Source organism: Pantoea sp. C1E2 (assembly GCF_056491465.1).
The window spans coordinates 1,219,978-1,245,065 of record NZ_JBSZHT010000002.1 but is presented as its reverse complement, the minus strand read 5'-3'; the positions used below and the strand labels follow the sequence as shown (position 1 = coordinate 1,245,065).

Annotated in this window: 25 protein-coding genes; 7 read left to right on the top strand and 18 right to left on the bottom strand. The window is 56.3% G+C overall.

Translation table 11 applies throughout. The features are described 5' to 3' along the window. The first annotated feature begins 3 nt into the window (after positions 1-3). The gene (gene proC / locus ACXI0A_RS05905) at positions 4-816 is read left to right on the top strand and encodes a pyrroline-5-carboxylate reductase (RefSeq protein ID WP_224934181.1); all 813 of its coding nucleotides are present in this window, start codon (positions 4-6) and stop codon (positions 814-816) included. Between the two features lie 67 nt (positions 817-883). Here proC and ACXI0A_RS05900 read toward each other — a convergent pair whose 3' ends face one another. The 7 genes from ACXI0A_RS05900 to ACXI0A_RS05870 form a co-directional block, all read right to left on the bottom strand. Beyond that, positions 884-2,419 carry an FAD-dependent oxidoreductase gene (locus tag ACXI0A_RS05900; RefSeq protein WP_476149919.1) on the bottom strand — a complete coding sequence of 512 codons (1,536 nt, stop codon included), beginning with the start codon at positions 2,417-2,419 and terminating at the stop codon, positions 884-886. A 155-nt stretch (positions 2,420-2,574) separates the two neighbouring features. After that, positions 2,575-3,738: an amidohydrolase family protein gene (locus ACXI0A_RS05895; protein WP_476149921.1), complete on the bottom strand. Its 1,164-nt coding sequence runs from the start codon at positions 3,736-3,738 to the stop codon at positions 2,575-2,577. Further along, positions 3,731-4,504: a 6-phosphogluconolactonase gene (locus tag ACXI0A_RS05890; RefSeq protein ID WP_476149922.1), complete on the bottom strand. Its 774-nt coding sequence runs from the start codon at positions 4,502-4,504 to the stop codon at positions 3,731-3,733. The genes ACXI0A_RS05895 and ACXI0A_RS05890 overlap by 8 nt, the downstream gene beginning before the upstream one ends. A 2-nt stretch (positions 4,505-4,506) precedes the next feature. Beyond that, the gene (locus ACXI0A_RS05885) at positions 4,507-6,030 is read right to left on the bottom strand and encodes a sodium:solute symporter family transporter (protein WP_476149923.1); all 1,524 of its coding nucleotides are present in this window, start codon (positions 6,028-6,030) and stop codon (positions 4,507-4,509) included. Between the two features lie 233 nt (positions 6,031-6,263). Beyond that, positions 6,264-6,566: a PsiF family protein gene (locus ACXI0A_RS05880; RefSeq protein WP_034830548.1), complete on the bottom strand. Its 303-nt coding sequence runs from the start codon at positions 6,564-6,566 to the stop codon at positions 6,264-6,266. 138 nt (positions 6,567-6,704) lie between these two features. After that, positions 6,705-6,959, bottom strand: coding sequence for an anti-adapter protein IraP (gene iraP, locus ACXI0A_RS05875; protein WP_224934186.1), 255 nt, complete (start codon positions 6,957-6,959; stop codon positions 6,705-6,707). Positions 6,960-7,169: 210 nt separating this feature from the next. After that, the gene (locus ACXI0A_RS05870; protein ID WP_224934187.1) at positions 7,170-7,316 is read right to left on the bottom strand and encodes a hypothetical protein; all 147 of its coding nucleotides are present in this window, start codon (positions 7,314-7,316) and stop codon (positions 7,170-7,172) included. Positions 7,317-7,569: 253 nt separating this feature from the next. Between ACXI0A_RS05870 and ACXI0A_RS05865 the strand changes: the two genes are divergently transcribed. Further along, positions 7,570-10,650: a beta-galactosidase gene (locus ACXI0A_RS05865; protein WP_476149925.1), complete on the top strand. Its 3,081-nt coding sequence runs from the start codon at positions 7,570-7,572 to the stop codon at positions 10,648-10,650. On the opposite strand, the gene ACXI0A_RS05860 is transcribed toward ACXI0A_RS05865, so the two are convergent. Continuing rightward, positions 10,589-11,896: an MFS transporter gene (locus ACXI0A_RS05860; protein WP_476149927.1), complete on the bottom strand. Its 1,308-nt coding sequence runs from the start codon at positions 11,894-11,896 to the stop codon at positions 10,589-10,591. The genes ACXI0A_RS05865 and ACXI0A_RS05860 overlap by 62 nt on opposite strands. A gap of 393 nt (positions 11,897-12,289) precedes the next feature. Here ACXI0A_RS05860 and ACXI0A_RS05855 point away from each other — a divergent pair, with 393 nt between their 5' ends. Beyond that, positions 12,290-12,544: a biofilm development regulator YmgB/AriR family protein gene (locus ACXI0A_RS05855; protein WP_224934189.1), complete on the top strand. Its 255-nt coding sequence runs from the start codon at positions 12,290-12,292 to the stop codon at positions 12,542-12,544. 168 nt (positions 12,545-12,712) lie between these two features. Here the strand turns inward: ACXI0A_RS05855 and ACXI0A_RS05850 are convergent, their stop codons facing one another. The 3 genes from ACXI0A_RS05850 to ACXI0A_RS05840 form a co-directional block, all read right to left on the bottom strand. After that, a complete protein-coding gene (locus tag ACXI0A_RS05850; protein ID WP_476149929.1) occupies positions 12,713-13,030 on the bottom strand; it encodes a hypothetical protein in 318 nt (105 codons plus the stop codon). A gap of 173 nt (positions 13,031-13,203) precedes the next feature. Next, positions 13,204-13,503 carry an I78 family peptidase inhibitor gene (locus ACXI0A_RS05845; RefSeq protein ID WP_224934191.1) on the bottom strand — a complete coding sequence of 100 codons (300 nt, stop codon included), beginning with the start codon at positions 13,501-13,503 and terminating at the stop codon, positions 13,204-13,206. A gap of 322 nt (positions 13,504-13,825) precedes the next feature. After that, entirely contained in the window at positions 13,826-16,420 is a 2,595-nt protein-coding gene (locus ACXI0A_RS05840; protein ID WP_476149931.1) for an EAL domain-containing protein, read from the bottom strand. 215 nt (positions 16,421-16,635) lie between these two features. Between ACXI0A_RS05840 and ACXI0A_RS05835 the strand changes: the two genes are divergently transcribed. Further along, a complete protein-coding gene (locus ACXI0A_RS05835) occupies positions 16,636-17,283 on the top strand; it encodes a CPBP family intramembrane glutamic endopeptidase (protein ID WP_034830547.1) in 648 nt (215 codons plus the stop codon). A gap of 42 nt (positions 17,284-17,325) precedes the next feature. On the opposite strand, the gene ACXI0A_RS05830 is transcribed toward ACXI0A_RS05835, so the two are convergent. Beyond that, positions 17,326-17,511, bottom strand: coding sequence for a hypothetical protein (locus tag ACXI0A_RS05830; RefSeq protein WP_100702215.1), 186 nt, complete (start codon positions 17,509-17,511; stop codon positions 17,326-17,328). A gap of 213 nt (positions 17,512-17,724) precedes the next feature. Between ACXI0A_RS05830 and ACXI0A_RS05825 the strand changes: the two genes are divergently transcribed. After that, entirely contained in the window at positions 17,725-17,895 is a 171-nt protein-coding gene (locus ACXI0A_RS05825; RefSeq protein WP_007887091.1) for a hypothetical protein, read from the top strand. A 111-nt stretch (positions 17,896-18,006) separates the two neighbouring features. Then, positions 18,007-18,240 carry a hypothetical protein gene (locus ACXI0A_RS05820; protein ID WP_224934193.1) on the top strand — a complete coding sequence of 78 codons (234 nt, stop codon included), beginning with the start codon at positions 18,007-18,009 and terminating at the stop codon, positions 18,238-18,240. Between the two features lie 111 nt (positions 18,241-18,351). Here the strand turns inward: ACXI0A_RS05820 and yniD are convergent, their stop codons facing one another. From yniD to ACXI0A_RS05790, 6 genes are all read right to left on the bottom strand, one after another. Continuing rightward, positions 18,352-18,459 carry a small membrane protein YniD gene (yniD, locus tag ACXI0A_RS05815; RefSeq protein WP_097117533.1) on the bottom strand — a complete coding sequence of 36 codons (108 nt, stop codon included), beginning with the start codon at positions 18,457-18,459 and terminating at the stop codon, positions 18,352-18,354. A gap of 78 nt (positions 18,460-18,537) precedes the next feature. Further along, a complete protein-coding gene (locus ACXI0A_RS05810; protein WP_100702213.1) occupies positions 18,538-18,966 on the bottom strand; it encodes an OsmC family protein in 429 nt (142 codons plus the stop codon). A 66-nt stretch (positions 18,967-19,032) separates the two neighbouring features. Next, positions 19,033-20,223, bottom strand: a complete 1,191-nt coding sequence (gene lldD, locus ACXI0A_RS05805) for an FMN-dependent L-lactate dehydrogenase LldD (RefSeq protein ID WP_224934194.1) — start codon at positions 20,221-20,223, stop codon at positions 19,033-19,035. Further along, positions 20,223-21,008, bottom strand: a complete 786-nt coding sequence (gene lldR, locus ACXI0A_RS05800) for a transcriptional regulator LldR (protein WP_476149934.1) — start codon at positions 21,006-21,008, stop codon at positions 20,223-20,225. The genes lldD and lldR overlap by 1 nt, the downstream gene beginning before the upstream one ends. Continuing rightward, positions 21,005-22,654, bottom strand: a complete 1,650-nt coding sequence (gene lldP / locus ACXI0A_RS05795; protein ID WP_476149935.1) for an L-lactate permease — start codon at positions 22,652-22,654, stop codon at positions 21,005-21,007. Before lldP ends, lldR begins: the two co-directional genes overlap by 4 nt. Positions 22,655-22,882: 228 nt before the next feature. After that, positions 22,883-24,052, bottom strand: a complete 1,170-nt coding sequence (locus ACXI0A_RS05790) for a cyanate transporter (protein ID WP_476149937.1) — start codon at positions 24,050-24,052, stop codon at positions 22,883-22,885. 87 nt (positions 24,053-24,139) lie between these two features. Here ACXI0A_RS05790 and ACXI0A_RS05785 point away from each other — a divergent pair, with 87 nt between their 5' ends. Continuing rightward, positions 24,140-25,000: a LysR substrate-binding domain-containing protein gene (locus ACXI0A_RS05785; RefSeq protein ID WP_224934198.1), complete on the top strand. Its 861-nt coding sequence runs from the start codon at positions 24,140-24,142 to the stop codon at positions 24,998-25,000. Positions 25,001-25,088: the final 88 nt, after the last annotated feature.

The window sequence follows — 25,088 nt, the reverse complement described above, 5'->3', positions numbered from 1 at the left end:
GCGATGCTGGAGAAGAAAATCGGGTTTATCGGCTGCGGCAATATGGCGAAAGCCATTATCAGCGGACTGGTCAACAGCGGGCTGATTGCCCCGGCTAACATCTGGGTTTGCGACCGCAAACCGGCCACCAATCAGGCGATGGCTGAGCAATATGGCGTGACGGCGGCAGAAAGCCCAGAGAGCCTGGCACGTGAAGTCGATATCCTGTTTGGTGCCGTGAAACCGAATGTGATTCTTAAAGTGCTGAAAGATCTCGCGGGCCAATTGAAGAAAGATGCACTCGTGGTGTCGATCGCCGCCGGCGTCACCCTCGATTCACTGGCCGCCGTTCTAGGGCACGACCGCAAAATCATCCGTGTGATGCCGAATACGCCATCGCTGGTGAATGAAGGCATGACTTCGATCACGCCTAACGTACTGGTGGAGCAGCATGAAGTCGACGAAGTCGTCGGCATCTTCGAGAGCTTTGGCAAAGCGGCAGTGGTGAATGAATATCTGATTCATGCCGTGGTTGGCGTAAGTGGTTCAGCTCCGGCCTACGTGTTTATGTTTATCGAAGCGATGGCGGATGCTGCCGTGCTGGGCGGCATGCCGCGTGCGCAGGCTTATCAGTTCGCGGCACAGGCGGTAAAAGGTTCCGCGCAGATGGTGCTGGAAACCGGCAAACACCCCGGTGAACTGAAAGATATGGTGTGCTCACCCGGCGGCACCACCATCGAAGCGGTGAAAGTGCTGGAGGAGAAAGGCTTCCGTGCGGCGGTGATCAATGCGATGCAACAGTGCATGGCCAAGTCCGAAGCATTAAGTAAGCAGTAACCTACTTTGGTTTCATCAGGTGCGTATGTCCGCGCACCTGAATCCGCCCAATGTTGTGCAGCCCTCTTTACGCGCCTTGTCCCTGATACGCTTCAAACATCGCCAACCCTTGCGCCAGCGTCATCGGTTGCTGCATGGTTTCCACCAGCGCCGCCGTCAGCGTGTACATCCCAGCTGAACACACCGCCGCGATGATGCCCTGACGACAGTAAAAGGCGATAAAGCTTTTGTCCTGAAGCGATCCCAGCAGTCGGTAGTCGTCCCACTCTTCGGCATGGCCCAGATATTCGTAGCGCGTACCGTAGTGCGCGGTCCAGAAAAACGGCACGCGGTCGTACATCACCCCTTTGCCCAACATATTGAGTGCCGCGATACGTCCCTGCTGATGTGCCACACGATAGTGCTCAATGCGCTGCGGACCACGCGGCGTAAGATAACTGGCGATATCGCCCGCGACCCAGATATTTTCTGCGACGCGTAGCTGCCCATCAGCGAGCAGGCTGCCATCGTCCTGCAGTGGCAAATCGTGGATGAAATCCGTCTCCGGTTTCACCCCTGTGGCAAATAACACCTGACTGGCTGGCACTGATTTGCCCCCTTTCAGGCGCACCGCATGCACCTGCTCATCCCCTTCCAGCGCTTCCGGCTCACCCTCAACAAATTTCACCCCATTGCTGCGGTGCAGTTCGTAAAAATGGCGTCCAATCTCTTCACCAAACTGCTTTGCAAACGGCAGTGGATGACGGGCAATCACCGTGACATCTACATCCCGATTGCGCAGTGCACCCGCCATCTCCATACCGATAAAGCTATTGCCGATGATCACCAACTGCTGTGTCTCATCCACCTGTTTGAGCAGTTCATCGGCCTGATTCAGCGAACGTAGCAGATGCGTACCCTGCAAATCCTTACCGGGGATATTAAGAGGCTGAGGAGTACCGCCGCTGGCTATAAGTAGCTGATCAAATTTCATTGTCTGACCATCAGCAAGAATCAACGTCTGATCCTGCGCCTTGAGTTGCGCGACCTCACCCTGAATGCGTTGCAGCGAACCCAGCACATCCGGCTTAAGCAGTTTAGGCACATCCTCGATCGCCATTTTTCCCGAAGGCACAAATTTGCTCAGCGCGGTACGATCGTAAGGGGCGGCAGATTCGCGCTCTACCAAAACAATGTGCCCGCTAAAGCCTTCATCTCGTAGCGTCCAGATCGCCGCACTGCCTGCGGCTCCGGAACCTAAAATCACGCACACTGGTGATTGGCCCTGAGCAGCAGGCGCACTGGCAGGCGACATCGCCTGCGGATTGACCAGCACCTTGCCCTGTTCAACACGTACCGGGTAGCGTTTGAGGTTGGCCAATGCCAGCGGCTCACACATTTTGCCATCACTCAGTTGAAATACCGCCTTGTGCCACGGACACACCAGCTTATCGCCGCAGATTGTGCCCTGCTCTAACGGTGCCCCTGCATGCGGGCACTTTGCCTGCAGCGCCTGCACCCGTTCGCCATCGCGAACCAGCACCATATCAACATCACCCACGGTGAATTTGGTCGGTTTGCGCTGCGCCAGCGACTTAAGTTCCACGACAGATTGATAGCTCACGATTAGCCTCCTGCGTTGTTATTGGATTTGACGACATTAAATCCCTACAAACAGTAAGCCTGGCAAAGCAGGAGAATTTCGCTGGAGAAACAAAGCGTAACGGCGAATAAGCTATTACTTATCACGCCGTTAGTGAGCAAAAATAAAATCGCGCTTCAGGCTGAAGCGGCTTGCCACACCTTTTTTCCTTGTTTGATGCATGCCACCAACGCCACGCTGTTATCTGGCTGAGGTTTCAGTAGCAGGAGATCCGCTGGTGCACCGGGTGACAAGCCATGCTGCTGAGGCAAATCTAACTGCTGCGCCGGTCGAATCGAGGCCATCTCAATCGCCTGCTGCAAAGGGGCTAATTTTTGCCGCAGCAGGAAATTGACGCCATCCAGCAGCCCACGTGCGGAACCGGCCAGCAGCTGTGGCGCATCCGCCATGCTCAGCCGCCCTTCCGCGCTGAGCTGCACGCGTCCGCCTATCGCCGAATCGTAGATGCCTGGCGGCTGCCCGGCGAAGCACGTTACATCACTGACCAGCAACGCCTGCTCGCCTTTCGCCCGTAAAAAGACTTTCAACACCTCCGCGGGCAGATGGTCGCCATCAGCAATCAGCGTGGCCGCCAGCGCATCTTCCGCCAGCTGCTGCCAGATGTAATTGGGATGGCGCGGCAGTTGCAGGTGGGCGCCATTGCCCAAATGAGTTGAAAGCGAAGCGCCCGCCAGCACCGCATCATGAATCTGCGCGGCAGAGGCCGACGTATGCCCAATCGCCACCCGCACCTGCTGCGTCACGCAATGCCGGATGAGCTCGCTGCTTTGCGGCCATTCCGGTGAGAGCGTCAGCAAACGAATGCGCTGCTGCGCGGCCCGTTGCCAACTTTCAAACAGGAACACATCCGGCGCACAGATCGCCTCCCGTGGATGCGCACCGCGCGGGCCGTCCTCCGGTGACAAGAACGGCCCTTCCAGATGAAAACCCGGCACCGCCAGCGCAACGTCAGAATGGTGCTCGCAGGCGCTGGCCAGCCGCTGCAACGCTTGCGCAATCTCTCCGGGCTGAGCGGTGATCACCGTGGGCATAAAGCTGGTGACGCCTTGCTGCCACAAGGCGCGCGTAGCATGCAGGACATCCTGTTCGCTAAAGGGGAAGTGATTAAAATCCACGCCCTGGAAGCCGTTAACTTGTAGATCGACCAGGCCGGGCGCCAGAATCAGATCGCTGTCTGATTCGGGCAGCGATCGCACTTCTGCCAGCGTGCCTTCGCACATGTAGAGTTCAATCGGGTCCAGCGTGCGGTAATCGCGACCGCGCAATAGTGTTTCAGTCAAAAATCACCTCCGCGCAGGCATCGGCGTCGATATACAACGTGCAGTTAAGATGCTGGCGCAACCGGGTTGCCGGGCAAGCCGTGGATATCGCGTCGTGCAATGTTGCCTGCACCGCAGCGCGTTTAGTTAATCCAGGCACCATGCAAAAAAGCCTGGCCCCGCGCATCAAAGCCGGAATGGTCAGGGTCAACGCGTGCGTTGGCACCTGCTCTAACGTGGTGAAACAGCCGTCATTAACCTGCTGCAGTCGACAAGCGTGATCCAGTTGTACTGTCTTGACGCTCAGCGGATCGCTAAAGTCCGCAACCGGGGGATCGTTAAAGGCCAGATGGCCATTTTCACCAATGCCCAGACAAACCACATCAATCGCCGCCGCCTCCAGCTTGCGGGCGTATTCGCAACAAATCTTCGCCGGATCGCCACTCGATGGGATGAGATGCACCTCGCCAGGTTGCACCCGGTCAAACAGATGCTCACGCAGAAAATGGCTGAATCGCTGTGGCGCCCCCTCATCCAGGCCAATGTATTCATCCATATGAAACGCGTGGATGCGCTGCCAGTCGAGATTCGGCGCGGCAGCCAGTGCAGCAAGAAACTCACGTTGTGAGGGTGCGGCAGCAAATACCATCCGCACCACTGCCTGCTGTTGCAGCAATAGCTGCAGATGCGCGATGCAGTCCAGTGCCGCCGCTGCACCTAATGCATCACGATGGGCGAAGCGCTTGACCCACAAGCGGTCGCGCTTCCCCTGTTGTAAAAGCGTCATTCCTATCCCTCCTGAGAAGCGTTGTGACTTTTCGGCCAGTGGGTGCTGGCGGGCATTTCCTGATCCTGATTGAGTGCCGCGAGCAGCGCGTCAACTTCCGGACGCACCGGTGCGGGACGCAGCCATCCCATCACCACAAACAGCACCAGCGATGACATCACAGGTGCGGCCACTTGAGTGGCGGTGCTGACATCGGTAAAGATAAATTTCACGCAGAAAAAGGTGCCCACGCCCACTGCCCAACTCACCAGCGCGGCGGCACTGCCACTGCGACGAAATGCGGGTAATAGGCCTAAAAGCATCGGGATCGAAATGGGCCCCACTAATCCGCCGAACCAGATAATCAGCAGTGAAAGCACTCCGCCGAAACGGCTGGCATTCATGGCGATAATCAAGGTGGTGATGATGAAGAGAAAAGCCGTCAGACGCGCCACTAACAGCGAGCTTTTACCGCGCTGAAAACGGTGTGGCAGCATGCCGGGCAGAATGTCACGCGTGACCACCGCCGTGATGGCATTGGCATCCGATGAGGTCATTGACAGCGTGTGGGTAAACATTGCCACCAGCACTAAACCGAATAAGCCATTCGGCAGCAGCTCCATCGCCATCACAGAGTAAGAACGGGAGGGATCGCTAAGATTAGGGAAAAGCAGCGGCGCTGCCCACATCGGCCAGAACAGAATCAGCGGCCAGATCAGGTAAAGTGCGGCCGAGAGCAGTGCCGCTTTTCGTGCATCACGACCCGCCGGTGCGGCGATGAAGCGCTGTGCCAGATTCCACGTGCCGCCGTTGTAGCTCAGGGTGTAAATCACAAAGTAGGCCAGAATAAAACCGAGCGTATACGGCTCCTGCACGATCTCGGTATGGGTGGCAGGCAGATGCTGCCAGATGCTGAACAGTTCACCGAAACCGCCAAGATGCATCGCTACGGCCACCACCATGACAATCGCGGCGATGAACTGCACTACAAACTGACCGAAGTCATTACAGGCGTCGGCCCACAACCCGCCCATCACGGTATAAAACAGGCTAAGTGCCCCGGAAATACAGATGCCAATTAACGGATCTAACCCGGTAAAGACATTGATGATCACGGCAATGGCGGCCCATTTGGCGCCGACGTCGAAGGTTTTCAGCAGCACCCCACTCCACGCCAGTACCATTTGCGTTGGCAGGTTATAGCGCGTAGCGAGATACTCCATCGGCGATTCGATATTCATATGAATTCGCAACCGTGCCCAGCGTGGAGCGAAGAGCCGCGACCCAATCAGGACTGCAATCAAGATCGGAAACGCCCACCAGAAATAGATGGTGACGCCGATGTTGTAAGCCACCGCGGCATAAGCCACAAACACAGCAGCACTGTAGCCGGACATATGATGTGAAACGCCCGATAGCCACCAGGGCATTTTTCCGCCTGCCGCGAAGAAATCTCGCGTGCTGCCTACTTTACGCATCGCCCAGAGCGTAATGGCCACTATCATCAGCGCATAGAGCGCCATCACAGCATAATCAAGCACATTCATAGCAGTCTCCACAGGTCAAAGCTGCCCAACGAAAGAACCCGGTTCGAGGGGAAGGATAGGTTATTTTTTAATTAGTCCTTATTTAGGATTAATACATCCTGGCACCGTTACCGCGCTTAAAATGTGACGACGCTCCGGCTATTACTTTTTCTTCTGACCCGAAGAGGAGATAAAAGGCAGGCACTAAAAAGGGCGCATACACAGTATGCACCCTCAGTACAGGAATAAATCGGTTAGGCTTTTTTCAGGCAGGAACTCATAAAGGTTTTACGTGCATCGCCGCTGAGTTTTTTATCAGCCGCGTCAGTGTTACAGGTTTTCATCTTCATTTGCTGCGGCGTCATGCTGCCCATCTTACTGTCTTTTTTCAAACAGTCGCTCATGAAAGATTTACGCGCGTCCCCTTTTAAATCCTGAGAAGAAGCGTGTTGGTTACACATGGTCATTTTATTTTGCTGGGCCGTTTTCTCTGCTGCACCCGCATTGCCCGCCAACAGCAGGCCTGCTGCTATCATTGCCAAAAGACACGATTTCATTGCCGGAATCTCCATAGAATTATTGCCTTTTAATCATGGCAGGAAATAAGCAATGCAGAAAAAAATATATTCCCTCGTCTGACGTTGCGCTTAGAGCTGTTGATAGCACCACAGCTTATTTAGAGGGAGAGATAAGGCTTATACGCGTGGATGATTTAGCAGCTTTTCGACGTAATTACGCAACAGGGTGGTGTCGGGCGTTTCCGCAGCCGGAGCAAGCGGTGGCATCGCAACGGCGATTCCCGCGGCAATCTCGTTGAATTGTTCAGGATCCAGCTTACGCAGCATGGCGGTCAGCACAATTTCTAATGCCTCAACCTGGACCACTAATTCTTTTGACTCTTCTTCTTTCTCAGCCAGTTTTAGCAGGAGTTCCGCAATCAGGTTTTTCATGCGACGGGCTCAATAAGAGATGGAAAACAGACGTTAGCATTGAGGGGGGTAAAACAACAGGGATTTTTAGCGGTTTGCACAAAATTAAGCATAAGCGCAGCGTGAAAAAAGAAACGGAATTTCAATATGTAACGGCGAAACGTTTCACTTCATTGGTCATGCTTTTTCGAAACGTTTCGCGCGTAGTTATTAATTAACGGATGGCGCTAATTAATGCGGTCCCATAAAGCCATGGCCTGGACCACCACCGCCGCCATGACCACCCCAACCGCCGCCACCGCCTGGTGGTGGGAAGATACAACCGCTCAGCGCGGTCACCAGTGCCACAACGGCAGCGAGTTTAATAATACGGACCATAATTACCTCAGAATGGTGAAATCGGGCTGAGTGTATGAGGCGGCAACGGGCGCGACAATACAGAATTCTCTGCAACCCGGCGCTATTCATCTCTGCTCACCACGCTTAACAAATTACTGGCACTACGCCCGCAAAAAAATCACAGAGGCATCATCATAATGACGAAAATTTCAGCCGTTGAGGGTGGTCGATCACTTTACACTTCGCGTGAAATGACGCAATGTGAGCGCATTACAATTAGTGAGATCTTACTATGACTCTGTTCGCCCTCTCTCTCAGTGATATCCTGGCGCGTCGTGACTGGGAAAACCCGGTGATCACCAGCCTGAATCGTCTTGATGCCCATCCACCGTTTTCCAGCTGGCGCGATGAAATCAGTGCGCGCGACGATGCACCTTCTCCATCACGTCAGTTACTGAATGGACAGTGGAGTTTCAGCTATTTCTCACAGCCTGAAGCGGTGCCACAAAGCTGGTTATTGCAGGATTTGTCTGGCGCGCACTCCCTGCCCGTGCCTGCAAACTGGCAACTGCATGGCTTCGACGCGCCAATCTACACCAACGTACAATATCCGATTCCTGTGAATCCGCCGTTTGTGCCAAAAGAGAATCCCACGGGATGTTATTCGCTCACATTCAATGTTGATGACCGTTGGCTGACGCAGGGACAAACGCGAATTGTGTTTGATGGCGTCAACTCCGCCTTCTTCCTGTGGTGCAACGGACAATGGATCGGTTACTCCCAGGACAGTCGCCTGCCCGCCGAGTTTGATCTCAGTAACGCATTGCAGCGTGGCCCAAATCGACTGGCGGTGATGGTGTTGCGCTGGAGTGATGGCAGCTATTTAGAGGATCAGGACATGTGGCGTATGAGCGGCATTTTCCGCGACGTCACCCTGCTGCATAAGCCATCGACCCAGCTAGCCGATGTGCAGATTGAAACGGCGCTGAGCCCGGAATATATCCGAGGCGATCTGCGCGTGAGTGTCAAAATCCACGCAGGTGAACAACCGCTTGATCAGTGCCGTCTGCGTGTGAGCCTGTGGCAGGGCGAAACCTGTATCGACAGTGAAGAACAAGCGCCGGGCAGCGCGGTGATTGACGAGCGTGGGCATTATCCAGAGCGCGCGCTGCTGGTGCTGCCGATAAAAAATCCCATGCTGTGGAGTGCGGAAACGCCCCATCTCTATCGTGCCGTGGTGACGCTACTGGATGACAATGGGCAGGTGATTGAAGCCGAAGCTTACGATGTCGGCTTCCGGCGAGTCAGCATTGAAAACGGCCAGCTCTGCGTCAACGGCAAGGCCCTGCTGATTCGCGGCGTGAATCGCCATGAGCACCATCCGGAAAACGGCCAGGTGGTGGATGAAGCCAGCATGCGTCGCGACATTGAATTGATGAAGCGGCACAACTTTAACGCCGTCCGCTGCGCCCATTATCCCAATCATCCGTTGTGGTATCGCCTGTGCGATGAGTATGGCCTGTACGTCGTCGATGAAGCCAATATCGAAACCCACGGCATGCAGCCAATGAACCGCTTATCAGCCGATCCGCGCTGGTTTGCCGCTTACAGCGAGCGCGTCACGCGCATGGTACAGCGCGACCGCAACCATGCCTGCATCATCATCTGGTCATTGGGTAACGAGTCCGGCCACGGCAGCACCCATGATGCACTCTATCAGTGGGTGAAAAGCAGCGATCCGACACGTCCGGTGCAATATGAAGGCGGTGGCGCCAATACCGCCGCCACCGATATTGTCTGCCCGATGTATGCACGCGTCGATCAGGATCAGCCCTTCCCTGCCGTGCCGAAGTGGTCATTGAAAAAATGGATTGGCCTGCCGGGTGAAACGCGTCCGCTGATCCTGTGTGAGTATGCACACGCGATGGGCAATAGCTTCGGGGGTTTCGCCAAATACTGGCAGGCCTTCCGCCAGTTCCCGCGTCTGCAGGGCGGCTTCGTCTGGGATTGGGTCGATCAAAGCCTGACACGCTATGACGAGCAAGGCCAGCCATGGCAAGCCTACGGCGGTGATTTTGGTGATACGCCTAACGACCGCCAGTTCTGTATGAACGGCCTGGTGTTTGCCGATCGAACGCCGCATCCGGCTTTGTTTGAAGCGCAGCGTGCACAGCAGTTCTTCCAGTTCCAGCGCGATGCCAGTAACGCCTTTCGTTTCACGATCTCCAGCGAGTACCTGTTCCGCAGCAGCGATAATGAAGTGCTGCGCTGGTCGATAGAACAGGATGGCGTTTCCCTCGCGCAGGGCGAACTGCCGCTGCACCTTGCCGCGCAGGGCAGCCAGATGATTGATATCCCAGCCGCTGAACATTTACAGGGCAATGCGTGGCTGAATCTCGCGGTGCATCAGATTGCTGCCACCGCATGGTCGGAAGCCGATGCCCGTGTCGCCTGGGATCAATGGTCGCTGCCCGCCGCGTTAATACCACGTGTGATTGATGCCACGCCCACCGCGCCAGAACTGATTGCCAATCACGATCTGGTTGCTGTGCAACTGCCGCAACAGCGTTGGCACTTCTCGCGTCGCAGTGGGGAATTGGTGCAGTGGTTTGTTAACGACGAAGAGACGATGCTGACACCGTTGCAGGAGTGTTTTATACGCGCGCCGATTGATAACGATATCGGCACCAGTGAAGCCGCCAATATCGATCCTCATGCCTGGGTGGAACGCTGGAAACACGCGGGCTATAACCAGCTGGAAGCGGTGCTGCTGGATATGCAGGTCGATAGCCTGAAACACAGCGTGCTGATTGAAACCTGGCATCAGTGGCAGGCCAATGGGCAGGTGATCTTTACCAGCCACAAGCGTTATCAAATCGGTGGCAACGGTGAGATGAGCATCAGTGTCGAGGTGCAACAGGCGCCGGGCTTGCCTGCTCCAGCACGCATCGGGTTGCGTTGTCAGTTGATTAACGCGCCACAGCAGGTGAGCTGGCTCGGCCTGGGTCCGCATGAAAACTATCCGGATCGTCAACTGGCGGCGCAGTTTTCACACTGGCAGCAGCCGCTGGCCTCGTTGAGCACCGCCTATGTGTTTCCGGGGGAGAATGGTTTGCGCTGCGGTACACGCCAGCTTGATACCGGCAGCTGGCAGGCGAGCGGCGATTTTGCGTTCTCGCTTAGCCGCTACAGCCTCGAACAGCTGCGGGATACCTCGCATCGCCATCTGTTACGGGAAGAGGAAGGCTGCTGGCTGCACCTTGATGGCTTCCACATGGGCGTGGGCGGCGACGACTCCTGGAGCCCCAGCGTCAGCCCGGAGTTTTTGCTTTCTCAGCAGCACTGGCACTACGCTCTGACCCTGCGCCAGTAGGGTTCTTCGTCGCCTCGCCTGGCTGGCTCAGCGGTTGAGTCAGCTCGGTTTTCGGGCGGCGATAGAAGCGGCGCAGCAGCACCACATTGAGCAGCACCACCACGGCGGTGGCGAAGAAGACCCAGCGATAGCCCGTTGCAGCAGACACCGCCGCGCCCAACAGCGGACCCGCCACGTTGCCGAGATACATAAACGATTGGTTGTAACCGAAGATGCGCCCGGTGACGTTATCGCGCGAGTGGCGCACCAGCAGCGTTTGTACCGCGGGCATCATCGCGCCATCGGCAAAACCCAGCAGGAAGCGCAGCACGCCGAGTTGGGTGGCGCTGGTGACAAATGACATCGCCATCAGCAACACCAGAGAAAACAGCATGGTGCCAATCAGAATGCGCTGCGTGCCAATCCGATCGCCCAGTTTGCCCAGACGAGGGGCGGATATCAGTGCTGAAACGCCCGGCAGCGCAGCGATCACGCCACTGAGGAACGCCAGATTTTGCGCATCGGGTGCCAGCTCACGCACGAACAGGGTCAGGATCGGATTCACCGAGCCGTTACACATCTGGATCACCATGGTGGTGACGAACAGACACATCATCAGGCGAGGATTGTCGAGACTGCGGAATACCTCGCGGCCGCTCATTTTGTCCTGCTTGCTCACTGGCGTATAACCGGTCTCTTTGATCAGGAACAGCGTGACAAAGAAGCTCACCATCAACAGCACCGCTGTGACAATAAACACCATGCGCAGTCCCAGCCAGTCAGCCAGCAGTCCGCCAATCATCGGCCCCAGAATCACCCCGCCAATTTGCCCGGTGGAGACACAGCTTAATGCCCAGCCGCTGCGCTCGCGCGGAACCTGGGCGGCCACCAGCGCCATCGCATTAGGAATATAGCCGGAGGTTAAGCCCATCAGCGCACGCAATAGCAGCAACTGCCACGCTTCGGTCACAAACGCCTGCAGCAGTATCACAGCGCCCATGCCAAAAGAGGCGCGTAACAGCATCAGCTTGCGCCCTTTACGGTCAGCCAGGCTGCCCCACAGCGGCGCTACCGCAGCAGAAACGATGAAGGTGATACTGAAGGTGAGACCCGACCAGACGCTCAGTGCATTGGCGCCATGGATACCGAGTTCCTCAACGTAAAGCGGCAGGAAGGGAATGATCTGACTGATGGCTAATCCGGTAAAAAAACAGCCAAACCAGACCGATATCAGATTGACCTTCCAGGACTCGATGGAGCGTAGCATGGGCGTGTGCATCAGAAAAAATGAAATGAGGGTTCAGTCTAACAACCTCATAACATCACCGGACGGCAAAACATGGCATCGGGTTAAAAACGCAGTTTTCCGCTGCCGTGCGTGATTATGCTCACAGCAAATAGTGTAAGGGGCACGATTTGTAGTGTCTTTATGTGCTGTAACAAACAACTCAGCAAGATAAGCGCATCGCCAGGGAGAGCAAACGTGAAAAAATATGTCTATCCATTACTGACAATATTCGACGCCGCATCTATGTTTAAAAAATCACCGGCCATCGCTGGCGAGGCGCTGCCCGTTCTGGACAGTTCCCATGCTTAACCCATATTTCCCAATGCTGCCAATGATCGGCGGTGGGCATCGTTGTCTCTGCGGAGGTCAGCCATGAGAACACATCCTAACAGCGCCAGTCGGGCGATTACCGACTACTTCAACAGTCCTGCATGGCATGCGCCGCACGAGAGCGATCTGCTGGCAGCGATCATGCGCGAATTGATGGATGATGGTCAGCCTGCGACCAGCAAAGCGATCATTGCGCGGGTGATTGCTAAGCTGGAGTTTGAGGGCGATGAGCAGCAGCTACAAAACTACCGTAATTTGCTGGCGCAGCTGCTGGAAGCCCGGCAACAAAAGCCATAAGGTGCCATCATTCAGCCGCCTGCGAAATCGCCCGGTGTGCGGGTATATTTGAAGCACAGGTACAGCGTTGATGGATTACATGACGGCCGTTTGCGGGCGGACTCAAGGGATATACGCAGCCTTCAGGGACTTCACGACGCGCCCTTTGCAGGCGCGCCCCAACGCCGTTTACTTCACTGCACGCAGGTGATCGGCTTCGCTGACCACGGCTTTACCGCTCGCACGCTGGTACAAGCATAGCTCACGTCCCATCTGATTTTTCATGTGCTTCTGTGGATAACGCCCTTCCAGCAGTACCGCATCGTAACCGACGCTATCGTCATACTGAATCGGTTTACCCACCACCTTCACCGCCTTCAGGCCGCTGGCTTTCAGACAAGCTTGCTGCCGGGTTTGGCTGTTTTGCTGCCAGGCGGCTTCGCTCGAGGCGTGCGCCAGTGGGCTTAATAGCAGGGTAATTAGCAGAATTTTTCCGGTGTGTCTCATCGTCGCTCCTCAATTAATCCATTACAGATTAATAGATAAAAAAATTCCCGCCGAGGCGGGAAGAAACAAGACGAGCATTGCATATTCGAGAGTGACGAGGAAATCTCCGTAATGCGCAGCTATCCTCGCCCGGCGCCATGACAGCCCGATGACAATGCGATGTCCGTTTAGATTTATCCGCAGTAAACCCGCGAAATCTTACCGCTCTGATCGGCGGTAAAGTTTAGACGGCGCAGATTAAAGTCCATAGTCACCGCGCCGTTCCACGGAATCGCCCGCATCGGCCCGGCAAAGCGTTGGGTATCCAGGCTGGCCAACGGCTGACCTATGTAGTTCTGATATTGCGATGCGCCGCACTGATCGGTTTCGGGATCGTGGCTGGCGGCAGCAGTGCTGTCAGGTTTGCTGGCGGACTGGCAGGCGGTTAAGGCAAAAAAGGCCGTGGCCAGTAACGCTTTTCCATAATGGGTCACAAGTTTCTCCTCCTGGATAGTAAACGAACCGTTCCCGAGAGTAACAAAGCAAGCCGTTGATGTGAAAACAATGCCAGTGGATTGGTCGAAGAATTGTGCTGTAACGCGCGATCTTCCTCTCATTTCCCAGGATTAATCGCACGCCCTGTCTAAAAATAACGCACTCAGTCACTATAATTAACTAAGAATTATCTGAGGAGACGATGATGGAACTTGCCATTTTTATCGGCTTTACCATCCTGATGACCGTAGTGGCGGTGCGGGTGCGTTAAGTCCTGATGATGCTGGCGGCTAAACGGCCGCCATGACGGAGAAGCCGCGCTTACTGAGCGGCTTCTTTTTCATCCTGCAAGCGCGCATGAAATGCCGCGAGCGGCATCGGCTTGCCGAGGAAGTAGCCCTGCCCTTCTTCACAGGAAAGCGCCTTCAGCTCGTTGAGCTGCGCTTCGGTTTCAATCCCTTCTGCCGTAATGGTGAGCGCAAAGGCCCGCGCTAACCCGACAATCCCCGCGACCACCGATTGCGCCTGCTTCGACTCCGGGAATTCTTTCATCCATGACCGATCGATTTTCAGGCCGTTGAATGGGAAAGTTTTCAGGTAACCTAATGCCGCATAGCCGGTGCCAAAATCATCGACCGTTAGCCTCACGCCCAGCGCTCGCAACCCCTGCATGATTTCCAGTGCACGATCGGGGTGCTCGAAGGTGACGTTTTCAGTGATCTCCAACTCAAGCCGGGTTGCCGGTAAGCCGCTGACCGCCAGCGCATGTGCCACGCGATCCACCAAATCACTGTTGCGGAATTCCACCGGTGAGATGTTAACGGATACGTAGCGCTGTTCGCCCCAGTCGCTGGCATCATGGCAGGCGCGCATCAATACCCAGTCACTGATGGCAGCGATCAGCCCATTCTCTTCCGCCAGCGGAATAAAGCGGTCTGGCGTAATCCATTGATCTTCGCCCACCTGCCAGCGAATCAGCGCCTCTGCGCCAGCCAGCTGACCCGTTTGCAGTTGATAACGCGGCTGATAGTGCAGTGAAAACGTGTTGTTGCGCAGCGCCTCTTCAATCGCCTGCACCATATCGCGCTTCGATTGAATATGGTTGGCCATATCGTTGGAGTACCACACCCAGCGATCGCGTCCAGCCGTGCGTGCCTGACCGAGTGCGATGTCCGCCAGCCGCAGCAACGCCTCCGGATGCGCGGCATCCTGCGGCGCGCTGACGATACCCATGCTGGCAGTGAGATTCAGCTGATGCAATCCCGTGATTATCGGCTGATGGACGGCGCGTTGCAGTGCGCGGCAACGATACTCCAGACCGGCACGCGAGCTTTCGCGCAGCAGCAGAATAAACTCATCCCCGCCCAGTCGTGCCGCCAGTTCATCAGGCCCAATCAGATTTTTTAGCCGCTGAGAGATCTCATTCAGCACCACATCGCCCACCGCGTGGCCCCACGAATCGTTGATCGGTTTGAACTGATCGAGATCGAAGCTGATCACAAACAGCGGTGCCTCTTGCGTGGCATTTTCCAAATGTGTGGTCAGGAATTCCTGCAGCTGCATGCGGTTGGCAAGGCCAGTAAGCAGGTCATGGCGTGACAGGAACTGAATGCGCGCTTCTGCATCCACTTCATGGGTAATATCGGACACCGTGCCGCGAAAACCGGTGCGCAAGCCGTTACGACGAATGGTCTTCGCCATCAATTCGCCGATACGGCGCTCACCGTTGGCAGCCATGAACTGGCAGCGCAGCGGCACATGCTGGATTTCATCGCCCTGACGCAACAGCCAGGCCACCAGCGAATGGCTGGGATGGCTGAGGAGTTGATCCAGCGGGCGCCCAATCCAGCTTTTGACTTCGTGTCCGGTAACTGCCGCAAAACGCGAGGAGAGATAGCAAAGGCGGCCCTGATCGTCGACCTCCCAAATCCAGTCCGAGGCCGCTTCCGCCAGATCGCGAAAACGCTCTTCACTGTTGGCCAGTTCACGCTGGCTGATGGCCAGCATTTCAAAGCGACGATCGGAAATGACGGCGTTATGCAGCGCATGGCGAATGACCCGGCGTGTCACCAGCGCAACCGCCAGTACAGTGAAACACAGCAGCGGCATCATCAGCCAGATCACCCCAAAGCCGGGATTTTTGGCCTGCCAGCGTAACACCAGCGGCTCGCCCTGAATCACCGGTTCAGCCAGCCGCGGTTCATACAACGCATCGTTTAAGCCATTCGCAATTCGCGGAGCGATCACATTGAGCGACTTGCCAAGGACCAGCAATTTTTCCGGGGTCATGATGTTGACGAACACCATCACCGAAGACGGGCCAGGGATGGTGGGAAGATCGGGCACCTTGCCTGGCGTGATCGGCGCAGCCACCACCAGTGCCGGCTGTTGATTGATTATCGCGTTGCGCGTGATGCCATCGTCAGGCTGGTGACGTGCGGCGGCCAGCAACAGTGCAGTTTGCCCGCCTAACCAGCTCTCCAGCGACGCCTCTGACAATTTGCCATCCACCACCGCGTAGCGCGTTTTGCCGGCACCATCAATGACAAACACGCCGTCGTAGTGGTACTCCTTGTACAGGCTGGGTCCAAAGTTCTCTTCGTCCCACGCCCAGACTTTATTCACCGTCAGGTGCAGATTTTTCCAGCCTTCACCCCAGTTCGCGTAATCACGCACATCGGTGATCATCTTCTCCTGCTGCTGTTGCCAGGCCTGGCGCATCAGGTTGACATCCTGCTGGATGGAGTCAGTGTTTTGTCGATGGGCAATCACCAGCACCATGACGACAGAAAGCAATAGCACGCCAAAGAGTAGCGACGTTAAGGTGCGCAGACTGCGTCGCGTCACCCGTACCGTGTGTGCTTCCATATTAGCCCTGGCAGGCAAGGTCGCGTGTCGGTGATACTCAGAATTCATGCAATGTGCTCGCAAACAGAGGCAGCAAAAAAGAAGACAGGGTGCGCTTTCGATGCGCCTCCGTCCTGTAATGGTTTTTTTGGTTATCGGCGCAGGCCGCTGCAGATTTAGTCCTCGCGGCGGAATTTTTGAGCAGTGCAATTCTGTGTGGGGCCATCTCGACAGCAATGATCGCCATTGCTACTATGCGTTTTCCTCTGCCCATTGAGCTGACTATGGACACCCAATCCGACAAAGTGACGCTGACGCTGTTCTACGCCGCGAGCTTTGTGGTGTATTACGTCGTGACCATGCTGATTACGCTGTTTCCCAACTACGGGGCGCTGCGCAATAACGGTTTACTGGTGCCGGTGCTCTGCTTGTTTGAATTCGCGGTGATTTACCCGCTGTATCGTTTTTACTGCCAACGCCGAACTGACATTCCGCTGGGATATCTACGTCCCGGTCAGGCGCTGCTGTTTGTCGGTGCGCTGGTGGCGCTGATGGTGGCGCAAACGCAATTCCTGCAACCGGAAGGCTGGTTGATTGCGCAGAGCCAACAGGGACGCAGTTCGATGCTGATCCTGCTGCTGACTGCCGTGCTGCTGGCGCCGGTATTTGAAGAGGTGTTGTTCCGCGGTTTTCTGTTACAAGGATTTTTGTTGTGGGCACCGAAGAGTCGCTTCGCCTGCATGCTGCTCACCTCTCTGCTGTTCGCCGCGATGCACACGCAATACGTGCACTGGGAAACCATTGTGGCCCTGACGCTGTTTTCACTGTTGCTGTGTTATGCCCGTCTGCGCAGTAATAGCCTCGCGCTGCCCATTTTCCTGCATACGCTCAATAACCTGATCGCGATTCTGCCCGCCTGGTTCTACGCATAAAAAAACAGCGCAATTTCTTGCGCTGTTTTCAGAATAAAAGCTTCAGGAAATCGCCGAGTCTTTGTGTTTATCCGCCTCAAAATGGGCTTTGAACTGCTCGTAGATGGAAATCATGTTTGAAGCATCGCCTTGCAGCGGGCTCAGTTTGCCAGCGCGCACCAGTTCAATCACCAGTTGCAGCGCGGCTTGTTTCGGGCTGCTGGCCGGATGGGCAATTTCGTTCAACATTGGTCACTCACTCATCATTTTTGTCAGGGCCGCACAGTTTAGCCCAGATTGTACTGCTGTTGTGCGTCCGTCTGGTTATAATCTCGCCGTTCGCACCACCAGGCCGCTCGGGGTGATCATTGACTCTCGTGCCGTTTGGCTATACTGGATTAAAAAAAGGAACGAACAGCCACTGCTTCCGTCTCATCAGGAACGTGTTAAAGGAGTCCAATCATGCTGATTGGTTTTGTGTTGTTAGTGAGCGCGTGTGGACATGATGCCTGTGACGCCTTACCCGTGTCAGAACGTATCTACCCAACCAAAGTGGCCTGTGAGCAAATGGCCGACCGCATCCATAAAGTCCGGCCGAATGTGGTCCTGCTGTGCGGGGAAGTGCACCGTTAATTCGGTGCCAGTTTTATTTGAACTGTACAAAAATAAGCCAGGCGGCATTGCAAGATGGGCGCATAGCGTCCAAAATATAAGCTGCTTTACACTATTACCGTTGTGAATCCCATGAAGACTACTCGCCCCCGTCGTCCAAACGGACGCTGGGTTTATTACATTTTGTATGATGGCATTCTCTGGCCCTGCCCGGTACGTTGGGAATGGGAGAGCAGCTTTGAAGGCTGGTTGCCGTTCTACTACTCGCCCACTTTTGAGTTTGTGGCGGGTGACCCACGCAAGGCCTATCGCATTGCGCGCAGCAGTGTGCGTAACGTTCGTCAGCCAGACAGCGAATATGCCTGAATCAACCGAGCTGCCACGGTAACCAGCTGGCGGTCAGCAGATAGTGCATCCCTTCCAGCACCAGAATCACCATCACTAGTACGCCGAGCTTATGGCGGCAGATCCAGTCCTTCAGCCCCATATCATGGCCGCCCAGCGAATCAGCATCAGCGCGCCGCAGATGCACAGCAGCACCACAATCATTTTCCAGTGTTTAGTTGCAGCCAGTTTTTTCCCCACGCATCCTCCAGACGGCAGAAAGCAACGATGCGCCCTGAGGCGCATCGTTATTCTACCGCTGGTAAAGCGTAAGGGCGATTAATTATTCAGCGTATAGTCCAGGCTAATTTCAGCATTGAGGACTTGTGACACAGGACAGCCCGCTTTGGCTTTCTGAATAATCTCATCAAATTTGGCGCTATCGATGCCCGGCAGCGCAATGGTGCTGGTCAGGGCAATTTTGGTAATGGCGAAACCTTCACCTTGCTTGTCCAGAGACACATCCGCCGTGGTATCAATACTTTTTGGCGGATGGCCAGCCTGACCCAGCATCAGCGACAGCGCCATGGAGAAGCACGCCGCATGTGCCGCACCGATCAGCTCTTCCGGATTTGTGCCCTTCTCACCCTCAAAACGGGTATTGAAGCCGTAAGGCTGGTTGCTCAGCACGCCACTTTCGGTGCTCACCGTACCTTTGCCTTTGATGTCGCCTTCCCAATGGGCCGATCCTTTCTTATGAATGGTCATGTCATTCCTCCTGTTAGTCAGACAGCAGTCAGTATAGACAACGTCACTCATTTTGCTTTCCGCGCCTCAGCTTACGGCACGCGGTCGAGCTGGATGTAACCCCGCTTCGCTCAGCAGCGCATTCGCCTGCACCAGCGAGTCCTGGGTGATCTCGGCAATGGTTTTTGCCCCGGTCAGCGTCATCGCAACTTTCATCTCTTTTTCGATCAAATTCAGCAAATTCTCAACGCCACGCTGACCATGAGTCGCCAGCGCGTAGATAAAGGCACGGCCCAGCAGCACGGTGTCCGCACCAAGCGCGATCATGCGCACCACATCCAGACCGTTGCGAATACCACTGTCGGCCAGAATCGCAATATCGCCTTTCACGGCATCAGCAATGGCGGGCAGTGCGCGTGCCGATGACAGCACACCATCCAGCTGACGTCCGCCGTGGTTCGACACCACAATGCCGTCCGCGCCAAAGCGCACGGCATCACGCGCATCTTCGGGATCCAGAATGCCTTTGATCACCATCGGGCCATCCCAGAACTCGCGAATCCACTCCAGGTCTTTCCATGAGATCGACGGGTCAAAGTTATTCGCCAGCCAGCCAATGTAATCTTCCAGTCCGGTGGGCTTTCCGAGATAAGCGGAGATATTACCGAGATCGTGCGGACGGCCATTCAGCCCCACATCCCACGCCCACTGCGGATGCGTCACCGCCTGCCAGTAGCGACGCATCGCCGCATTTGGCCCGCTCATGCCCGAATGCGCATCGCGATAACGCGCGCCCGGCGTCGGCATATCCACGGTGAAGACCAGCGTCGAGCAACCCGCCGCCTTGGCGCGCTCCAGTGCGTTACGCATAAAGCCACGATCGCGCAGCACATACAGCTGGAACCACATTGGGCGGTTGATGGCAGGCGCCACCTCTTCAATCGGACACAGTGAGACGGTGGAAAGCGTGAACGGAATGCCTTTCGATGCCGCCGCCCGTGCCGCCTGCACTTCTCCGCGTCGCGCATACATGCCGCACAGGCCCACGGGCGCTAACGCGACCGGCATCGAGAGCGTTTCGTTGAACAGTTTGGTTTCCAGACTGAGATCGGACATGTTCTTCAACACCCGCTGGCGCAGCGCCACGTCCGACAAATCGGACACATTGCGCTTCAGGGTGTGTTCGGCGTAGGCACCGCCGTCAAGATAGTGGAACAGGAACGGTGGCAGGATGCGTTGCGCCGCGGCGCGGTAGTCACTGGCAGCAGAGATGATCATCAGTTTTTTTCCTTACGATTATCCAGGGACTCGCCTGGCAAGCGGGTAATTCGCGCCTGTCGGGCTTCATCTTCATGGAGCGATTTCAAGGTGGTATGCACAAAGCCGAGGTGATCCATCGCCGCCTGACGTGCCGCCTCGGCATCCCCGGCCATCACCGCATCGAACATCGCCTGATGTTGTTCATTCAGGCGATTAAAGATCACCGGTTGGGTGTACATGCGCTGGCGGCTGTGCAGCACGGATGACTGCAGCAAATCGAAAAAGCCGCGCATGGTTTGCAGCAGCACCACATTATGCGAGGCTTCAGCAATGGCGAGATGGAAGCGCAGATCGGCCTGCGCAGCGATATCGGGGTCGTCACAGTCGTGCATCTTCAGCAGGGCATCGAAGGCAAGACGCAGCTTCTCTTTATCCGCTTCAGTGGCACGCAAGGCGGCGTGCCAGGCGGTACTGGCTTCGATGGCGTGGCGCGCTTCCAGGATATCCCAGCGATAATCCGGGTCGTCCGCCAGCAGCTGGCGAATCGGCTCGACAATACGCTGTTCCGACCAGGGTTCCTGCGGCTCACACAGCCAGGTGCCGCCGCCGCGTTTGCTGATTAACACGCCGCTGCTGATCAACTGCTGGATCACCTCACGCAATGATGAGCGCGACACCCCGAACTCAGCGGCCAGCTGACGCTCAGCCGGCAAACGCATGCCCGGCTCCAGCTGGTGTTCATCAATCCAGGCGCGCAATCGCGCCCGAAGCGTATCCGCTAATCGCGGCGTGTTTTCTGTCATGGAATCATCCAGGTTAAGACGTAGGCCTGCAGCGTGGTGATCACGCCCACCATACAGGTGAAGATCAGGCTGTGTTTGACGGTAAAGCGGAACAAGTCTGACTCCTTACCCACCAGCCCCACGGCGGCGCACGCGATGGCGATCGACTGCGGTGAAATCATTTTACCCGTTACGCCACCCGTGGTGTTGGCGGCCACCAGCAGCACATCCGACACACCAATTTGCTGCGCGGTGGTGGCCTGCAACGCCGCGAACAGCGCATTAGAAGAAGTATCGGAGCCAGTGAGAAACACGCCAAGCCAGCCAAGGAACGGCGAGAAGAAGGTAAAGGCACTGCCGGTGTGCGCCAGCGCCAGGGCTAACGTCGCCGAGAGTCCGGAATAGTTGGAGATAAAGGCAAAAGCCAGCACCATACCGATTGAATAGATCGGCAGGGCCAGTTCCTTTAGCGTCTCAGCGAAGGTCTGGATCGCTGCGGCAGGTTTCATGCGCAGCCAAATCACAGACAGCACCGCCGCCACGATAATCGCCGTGCCGGTCGCTGACAGCACATCGAACTTAAAGATAGCCGCATACGGCGTGGCCGCACTCACCACCGGCGGCATGCGGGATACCAGCTCATGCAGCAGCGGGACCGGCACACTGAACACCCAGTCATACATCGCGCCGCCTTTGGCAAACAGCGCTTTGAACGGCGGAATGCTCCACAGGGTCACGGTGGCGGTGAGGAACAGGAACGGCATCCACGCACGCACAATCTGGCCCAGCGTATAGCGCTTGTTCGTTTGGGTGGGATCGACAGCAGTTTTCTCATCGAAGCGGAAAATACGCACCGGCTTCCAGCGTCGCAGGAACAACGTCAGGCAGATAAGTGAGGCCAGAGACGAGATGATGTCCGGCAATTCAGGGCCAAGGAAGTTGGAGCTGAGGAACTGGGCAATGGCAAACGATCCGCCCGCCACGATCACCGCTGGCCATGTTTCCTTGATACCGCGCCAGCCATCCATAATCGCCATGATCCAGAACAGCACAATGATGGTCAGGAATGGCAATTGACGCCCGGCCATCTGGCCAATCTGGAAGCTATCGAGTCCGGTGACCTGCCCGGCGACGATAATGGGAATCCCCATCGCACCAAAGGCCACCGGCGCGGTGTTAACGATCAGGCACAAGCCCGCGGCATACAGCGGATTGAAGCCCAATCCCACCAGCAGTGCAGCGGTGATCGCCACCGGAGCGCCAAAACCCGCCGCGCCTTCGAGAAACGCGCCGAAAGAGAATCCGACGATCAGCATCTGCAAGCGCTGATCGGGGGTAATAGAGAGGATCGAAGCACGGATAATGTCGAATTGCCCGGTTTTCACCGAAATCTTATAAACAAACACCGCCGCCACGATGATCCAGGCAATCGGCCACAGGCCGTACAGGAAGCCATAGACCACGGAGGCCAACGCCTGGCCCAGCGGCATGCCATACAGGAACAGCGCCACCAGCAGTGCAATCACCACCGTAGCCGTACCCGCCTGATAGCCTTTTAGCTTGAGCTTCAGCAGCGCGAAGAAGAAGAACACAATCGGGATCACCGCCACCAGGCTGGAAAGCCACAGATTGTTGAGAGGATCGTAGTTTTGTTGCCACACCGGCATGCCGTTATCTCCAGAGGTTACCAGATGAGTGCAGCGCAACGGCAATGCAGGATTGCGCCACAGGTCTTGCCCTTCTGCTCACCGAAATTGGTAGGACCAAAATGCAGTGCGGGGCTTTCTGGCTCCAGATAGTTAATGCATTGTTAACCAAAAGCAACGAAGCTGGGGTGCTTTTTCGTGTTATGTGACGATGTGGCAACATTTAAATCGTTTTGGTAGGACCAATAATCACTCTGTCTGACCAAAGGCCCGACGATAACTGTGGGGATGGAAGCGAAGATTTAGCACAATCAATCCCACCGTTACGGCCCCCTGCATCAGCCACACGCTGGTAAAACTGTGCGTCAGCGCCTGCAACTGACCGGCGATAAACGGCATGCAACCAGCAATAATAAATCCCGCCCCCTGCATAAACGCCACCAGGCGAGCGCCAGCCTGCGGATGTGGCAGGTGATCGAGCGCCAGCACCATCGCCATAGGAAATGCCGCGCCGAGGCCGAAGCCGGCAATCGCTGCCCATAGCCACGGCGCCAGCAGTGGCGCAAACAGGAAGCCGCACATCCCCAGCAATTGGCAAACCAAACTGACAATCAGCTGTGGACGGCGATCCGCCTTGCGCGCCAGTAATGGCATCAATAACGCGCCAGCCACCTGACAAAGAATCATCACGCCCAGCAGCGAACCGCCCGCCTGCGCTGACCAGCCAAGGTGGTGATAAGCATCAGGAAGCCAGGCCACGCAGGTGGCGTAACCGCCATTCACCAGACCAAAGCTGAGCGCCAGCGACCAGGCGCGCGGCTTGCGCCATAGCGAAGGCATAGCGATAGGTTCCGCACTCTGCGCCACCGGCACGCGCACCATCCACCACAGCACAATCGCCAGCAACACCGGCAGTGCCCAACCGGTGAGCGCCAGCGACCAGCCAAAATGCGCGCTGAGCCACGGCGAAAGTGCTGCCCCCAATCCGCCGCCGCCCATTAACGCGCCAGCCCATAACCCGGTAACAGGCGCGCTACGCTGGGGAAAGCGCTGGCGGATCAACCCCGGCAACGCCATCTGCACCACGCCAACGCCGAGCCCGGCAAATAGCGCACTCACCACCAGCCACTGCCCGTCGTGAATCACACCGCGCGCGGCCAACGCCAGCAGCAGCAGGATCAATCCGGTAATCAACAAACGTTGCAACGGAACACGTTGCATCAGGGAGGCACTCAATAGCGCCACCGCACCCATCATTATCATCGGCACGGCGGGCAACAGCGAGGCGGCGAGTGAAGAGAGGCCCATGGCCTGGCGCAGTTCGCCTAGCAAGGGGCTGACAGAGGTTAATAACGGACGCATATTCAGCCCGGCCAGCACCAAAGCGGCGAGCGTCAATCCGTTGGAATGTCGGTTCATACACAATCCTGCAGTAGAAAGGTTGTCAGGGTCGCAGTTATGGTTACTATTTGGAAATGAAATAACACCATAACGATCAGTGGAAAAATGAATCGTCAGCCGATGTTTACGCCGCAGCAGTTACTCAGTTTTGTGGCAGTATGCGAAACCGCTAGCTTCACGCGCGCCGCCGACCGCGTGCATTTATCGCAATCCACCGTCAGCCAACAGGTGCGCCGCCTGGAGGAGATGATTGGTAAAGCCTTGCTGGAACGCACCTCGCATCAGGTGGTGTTGACCGAAGAGGGAGAGAAACTACTGGGCTATGCCCGCCGTATCATTGCGCTCAACGGCGAAGCTCACGATGTGCTGAGCGATAAGTGGCGCGATGGTGTCCTGCGCCTCGGTGTCCCAGAGGATTTTGCCGCCCCTACCGCAGCACTGCTGGCGCAGTTCAGCCGTGAACATCCTCAGCTGCGACTCGATGTGATGAGCGGCATGTATGTCGATCTGCACCGCGCGTGGCAGCGTGAGGAGCTGGATATTATGCTCATCAAACAGCCGGGCGGTGAGCGTCCGCTGGCAGCACGACCGGAACCCCTGCTGTGGCTGGACAGCGCCGAGCATCCCTGTTTTGAGCAAACGCCAGTGCCGCTGGTGGTGTTTCCCCAGCAGGGGCTGTATCGCGAAGAGATGTGTCAGACGCTGGATGCGCTGGGCCGCAGCTGGCGCATCAGTTACAGCAGCGCCAGTCTGGTGGCACTCGCCAGTGCCAGCGCGGCGGGGTTAGGCTTGACCTTACTGCCTGCCAGCTGCCGTCTGCCCGGGCATCGCGTTCTGGGTGAAGCGCAGGGTTTACCGCCGATCAGTCACTTTGAGCTGGCACTTTTTTGCCGATCTCCACAGGACGATTTGCAGCAGGCGCTGGCCGCGGCGTTAGTGGAATTTTGCCAGTTAAAGTGGCAGTGATTTTTCCACTGCTCAGCAGTGGGAAATATCGCAGCGCCTCAGCCAGCGTTTTGCCAGATTAACGTTTTCCTTGTTGACTGGAGCCTCT

What these genes read in the sequence shown, in the direction of transcription:
- proC (WP_224934181.1), top strand. Translation starts at nt 4, where the DNA reads ATGCTGGAGAAGAAAATCGGGTTTATCGGCTGCGGCAATATGGCGAAA.
- ACXI0A_RS05890 (WP_476149922.1), bottom strand. Translation starts at nt 4,504, where the DNA reads ATGACGCTTTTACAACAGGGGAAGCGCGACCGCTTGTGGGTCAAGCGC.
- ACXI0A_RS05885 (WP_476149923.1), bottom strand. Translation starts at nt 6,030, where the DNA reads ATGAATGTGCTTGATTATGCTGTGATGGCGCTCTATGCGCTGATGATA.
- ACXI0A_RS05880 (WP_034830548.1), bottom strand. Translation starts at nt 6,566, where the DNA reads ATGAAATCGTGTCTTTTGGCAATGATAGCAGCAGGCCTGCTGTTGGCG.
- iraP (WP_224934186.1), bottom strand. Translation starts at nt 6,959, where the DNA reads ATGAAAAACCTGATTGCGGAACTCCTGCTAAAACTGGCTGAGAAAGAA.
- ACXI0A_RS05870 (WP_224934187.1), bottom strand. Translation starts at nt 7,316, where the DNA reads ATGGTCCGTATTATTAAACTCGCTGCCGTTGTGGCACTGGTGACCGCG.
- ACXI0A_RS05865 (WP_476149925.1), top strand. Translation starts at nt 7,570, where the DNA reads ATGACTCTGTTCGCCCTCTCTCTCAGTGATATCCTGGCGCGTCGTGAC.
- ACXI0A_RS05860 (WP_476149927.1), bottom strand. Translation starts at nt 11,896, where the DNA reads ATGCTACGCTCCATCGAGTCCTGGAAGGTCAATCTGATATCGGTCTGG.
- ACXI0A_RS05855 (WP_224934189.1), top strand. Translation starts at nt 12,290, where the DNA reads ATGAGAACACATCCTAACAGCGCCAGTCGGGCGATTACCGACTACTTC.
- ACXI0A_RS05850 (WP_476149929.1), bottom strand. Translation starts at nt 13,030, where the DNA reads ATGAGACACACCGGAAAAATTCTGCTAATTACCCTGCTATTAAGCCCA.
- ACXI0A_RS05840 (WP_476149931.1), bottom strand. Translation starts at nt 16,420, where the DNA reads ATGAATTCTGAGTATCACCGACACGCGACCTTGCCTGCCAGGGCTAAT.
- ACXI0A_RS05835 (WP_034830547.1), top strand. Translation starts at nt 16,636, where the DNA reads ATGGACACCCAATCCGACAAAGTGACGCTGACGCTGTTCTACGCCGCG.
- ACXI0A_RS05830 (WP_100702215.1), bottom strand. Translation starts at nt 17,511, where the DNA reads ATGTTGAACGAAATTGCCCATCCGGCCAGCAGCCCGAAACAAGCCGCG.
- ACXI0A_RS05825 (WP_007887091.1), top strand. Translation starts at nt 17,725, where the DNA reads ATGCTGATTGGTTTTGTGTTGTTAGTGAGCGCGTGTGGACATGATGCC.
- ACXI0A_RS05820 (WP_224934193.1), top strand. Translation starts at nt 18,007, where the DNA reads ATGAAGACTACTCGCCCCCGTCGTCCAAACGGACGCTGGGTTTATTAC.
- ACXI0A_RS05810 (WP_100702213.1), bottom strand. Translation starts at nt 18,966, where the DNA reads ATGACCATTCATAAGAAAGGATCGGCCCATTGGGAAGGCGACATCAAA.
- lldD (WP_224934194.1), bottom strand. Translation starts at nt 20,223, where the DNA reads ATGATCATCTCTGCTGCCAGTGACTACCGCGCCGCGGCGCAACGCATC.
- lldR (WP_476149934.1), bottom strand. Translation starts at nt 21,008, where the DNA reads ATGACAGAAAACACGCCGCGATTAGCGGATACGCTTCGGGCGCGATTG.
- lldP (WP_476149935.1), bottom strand. Translation starts at nt 22,654, where the DNA reads ATGCCGGTGTGGCAACAAAACTACGATCCTCTCAACAATCTGTGGCTT.
- ACXI0A_RS05790 (WP_476149937.1), bottom strand. Translation starts at nt 24,052, where the DNA reads ATGAACCGACATTCCAACGGATTGACGCTCGCCGCTTTGGTGCTGGCC.
- ACXI0A_RS05785 (WP_224934198.1), top strand. Translation starts at nt 24,140, where the DNA reads ATGAATCGTCAGCCGATGTTTACGCCGCAGCAGTTACTCAGTTTTGTG.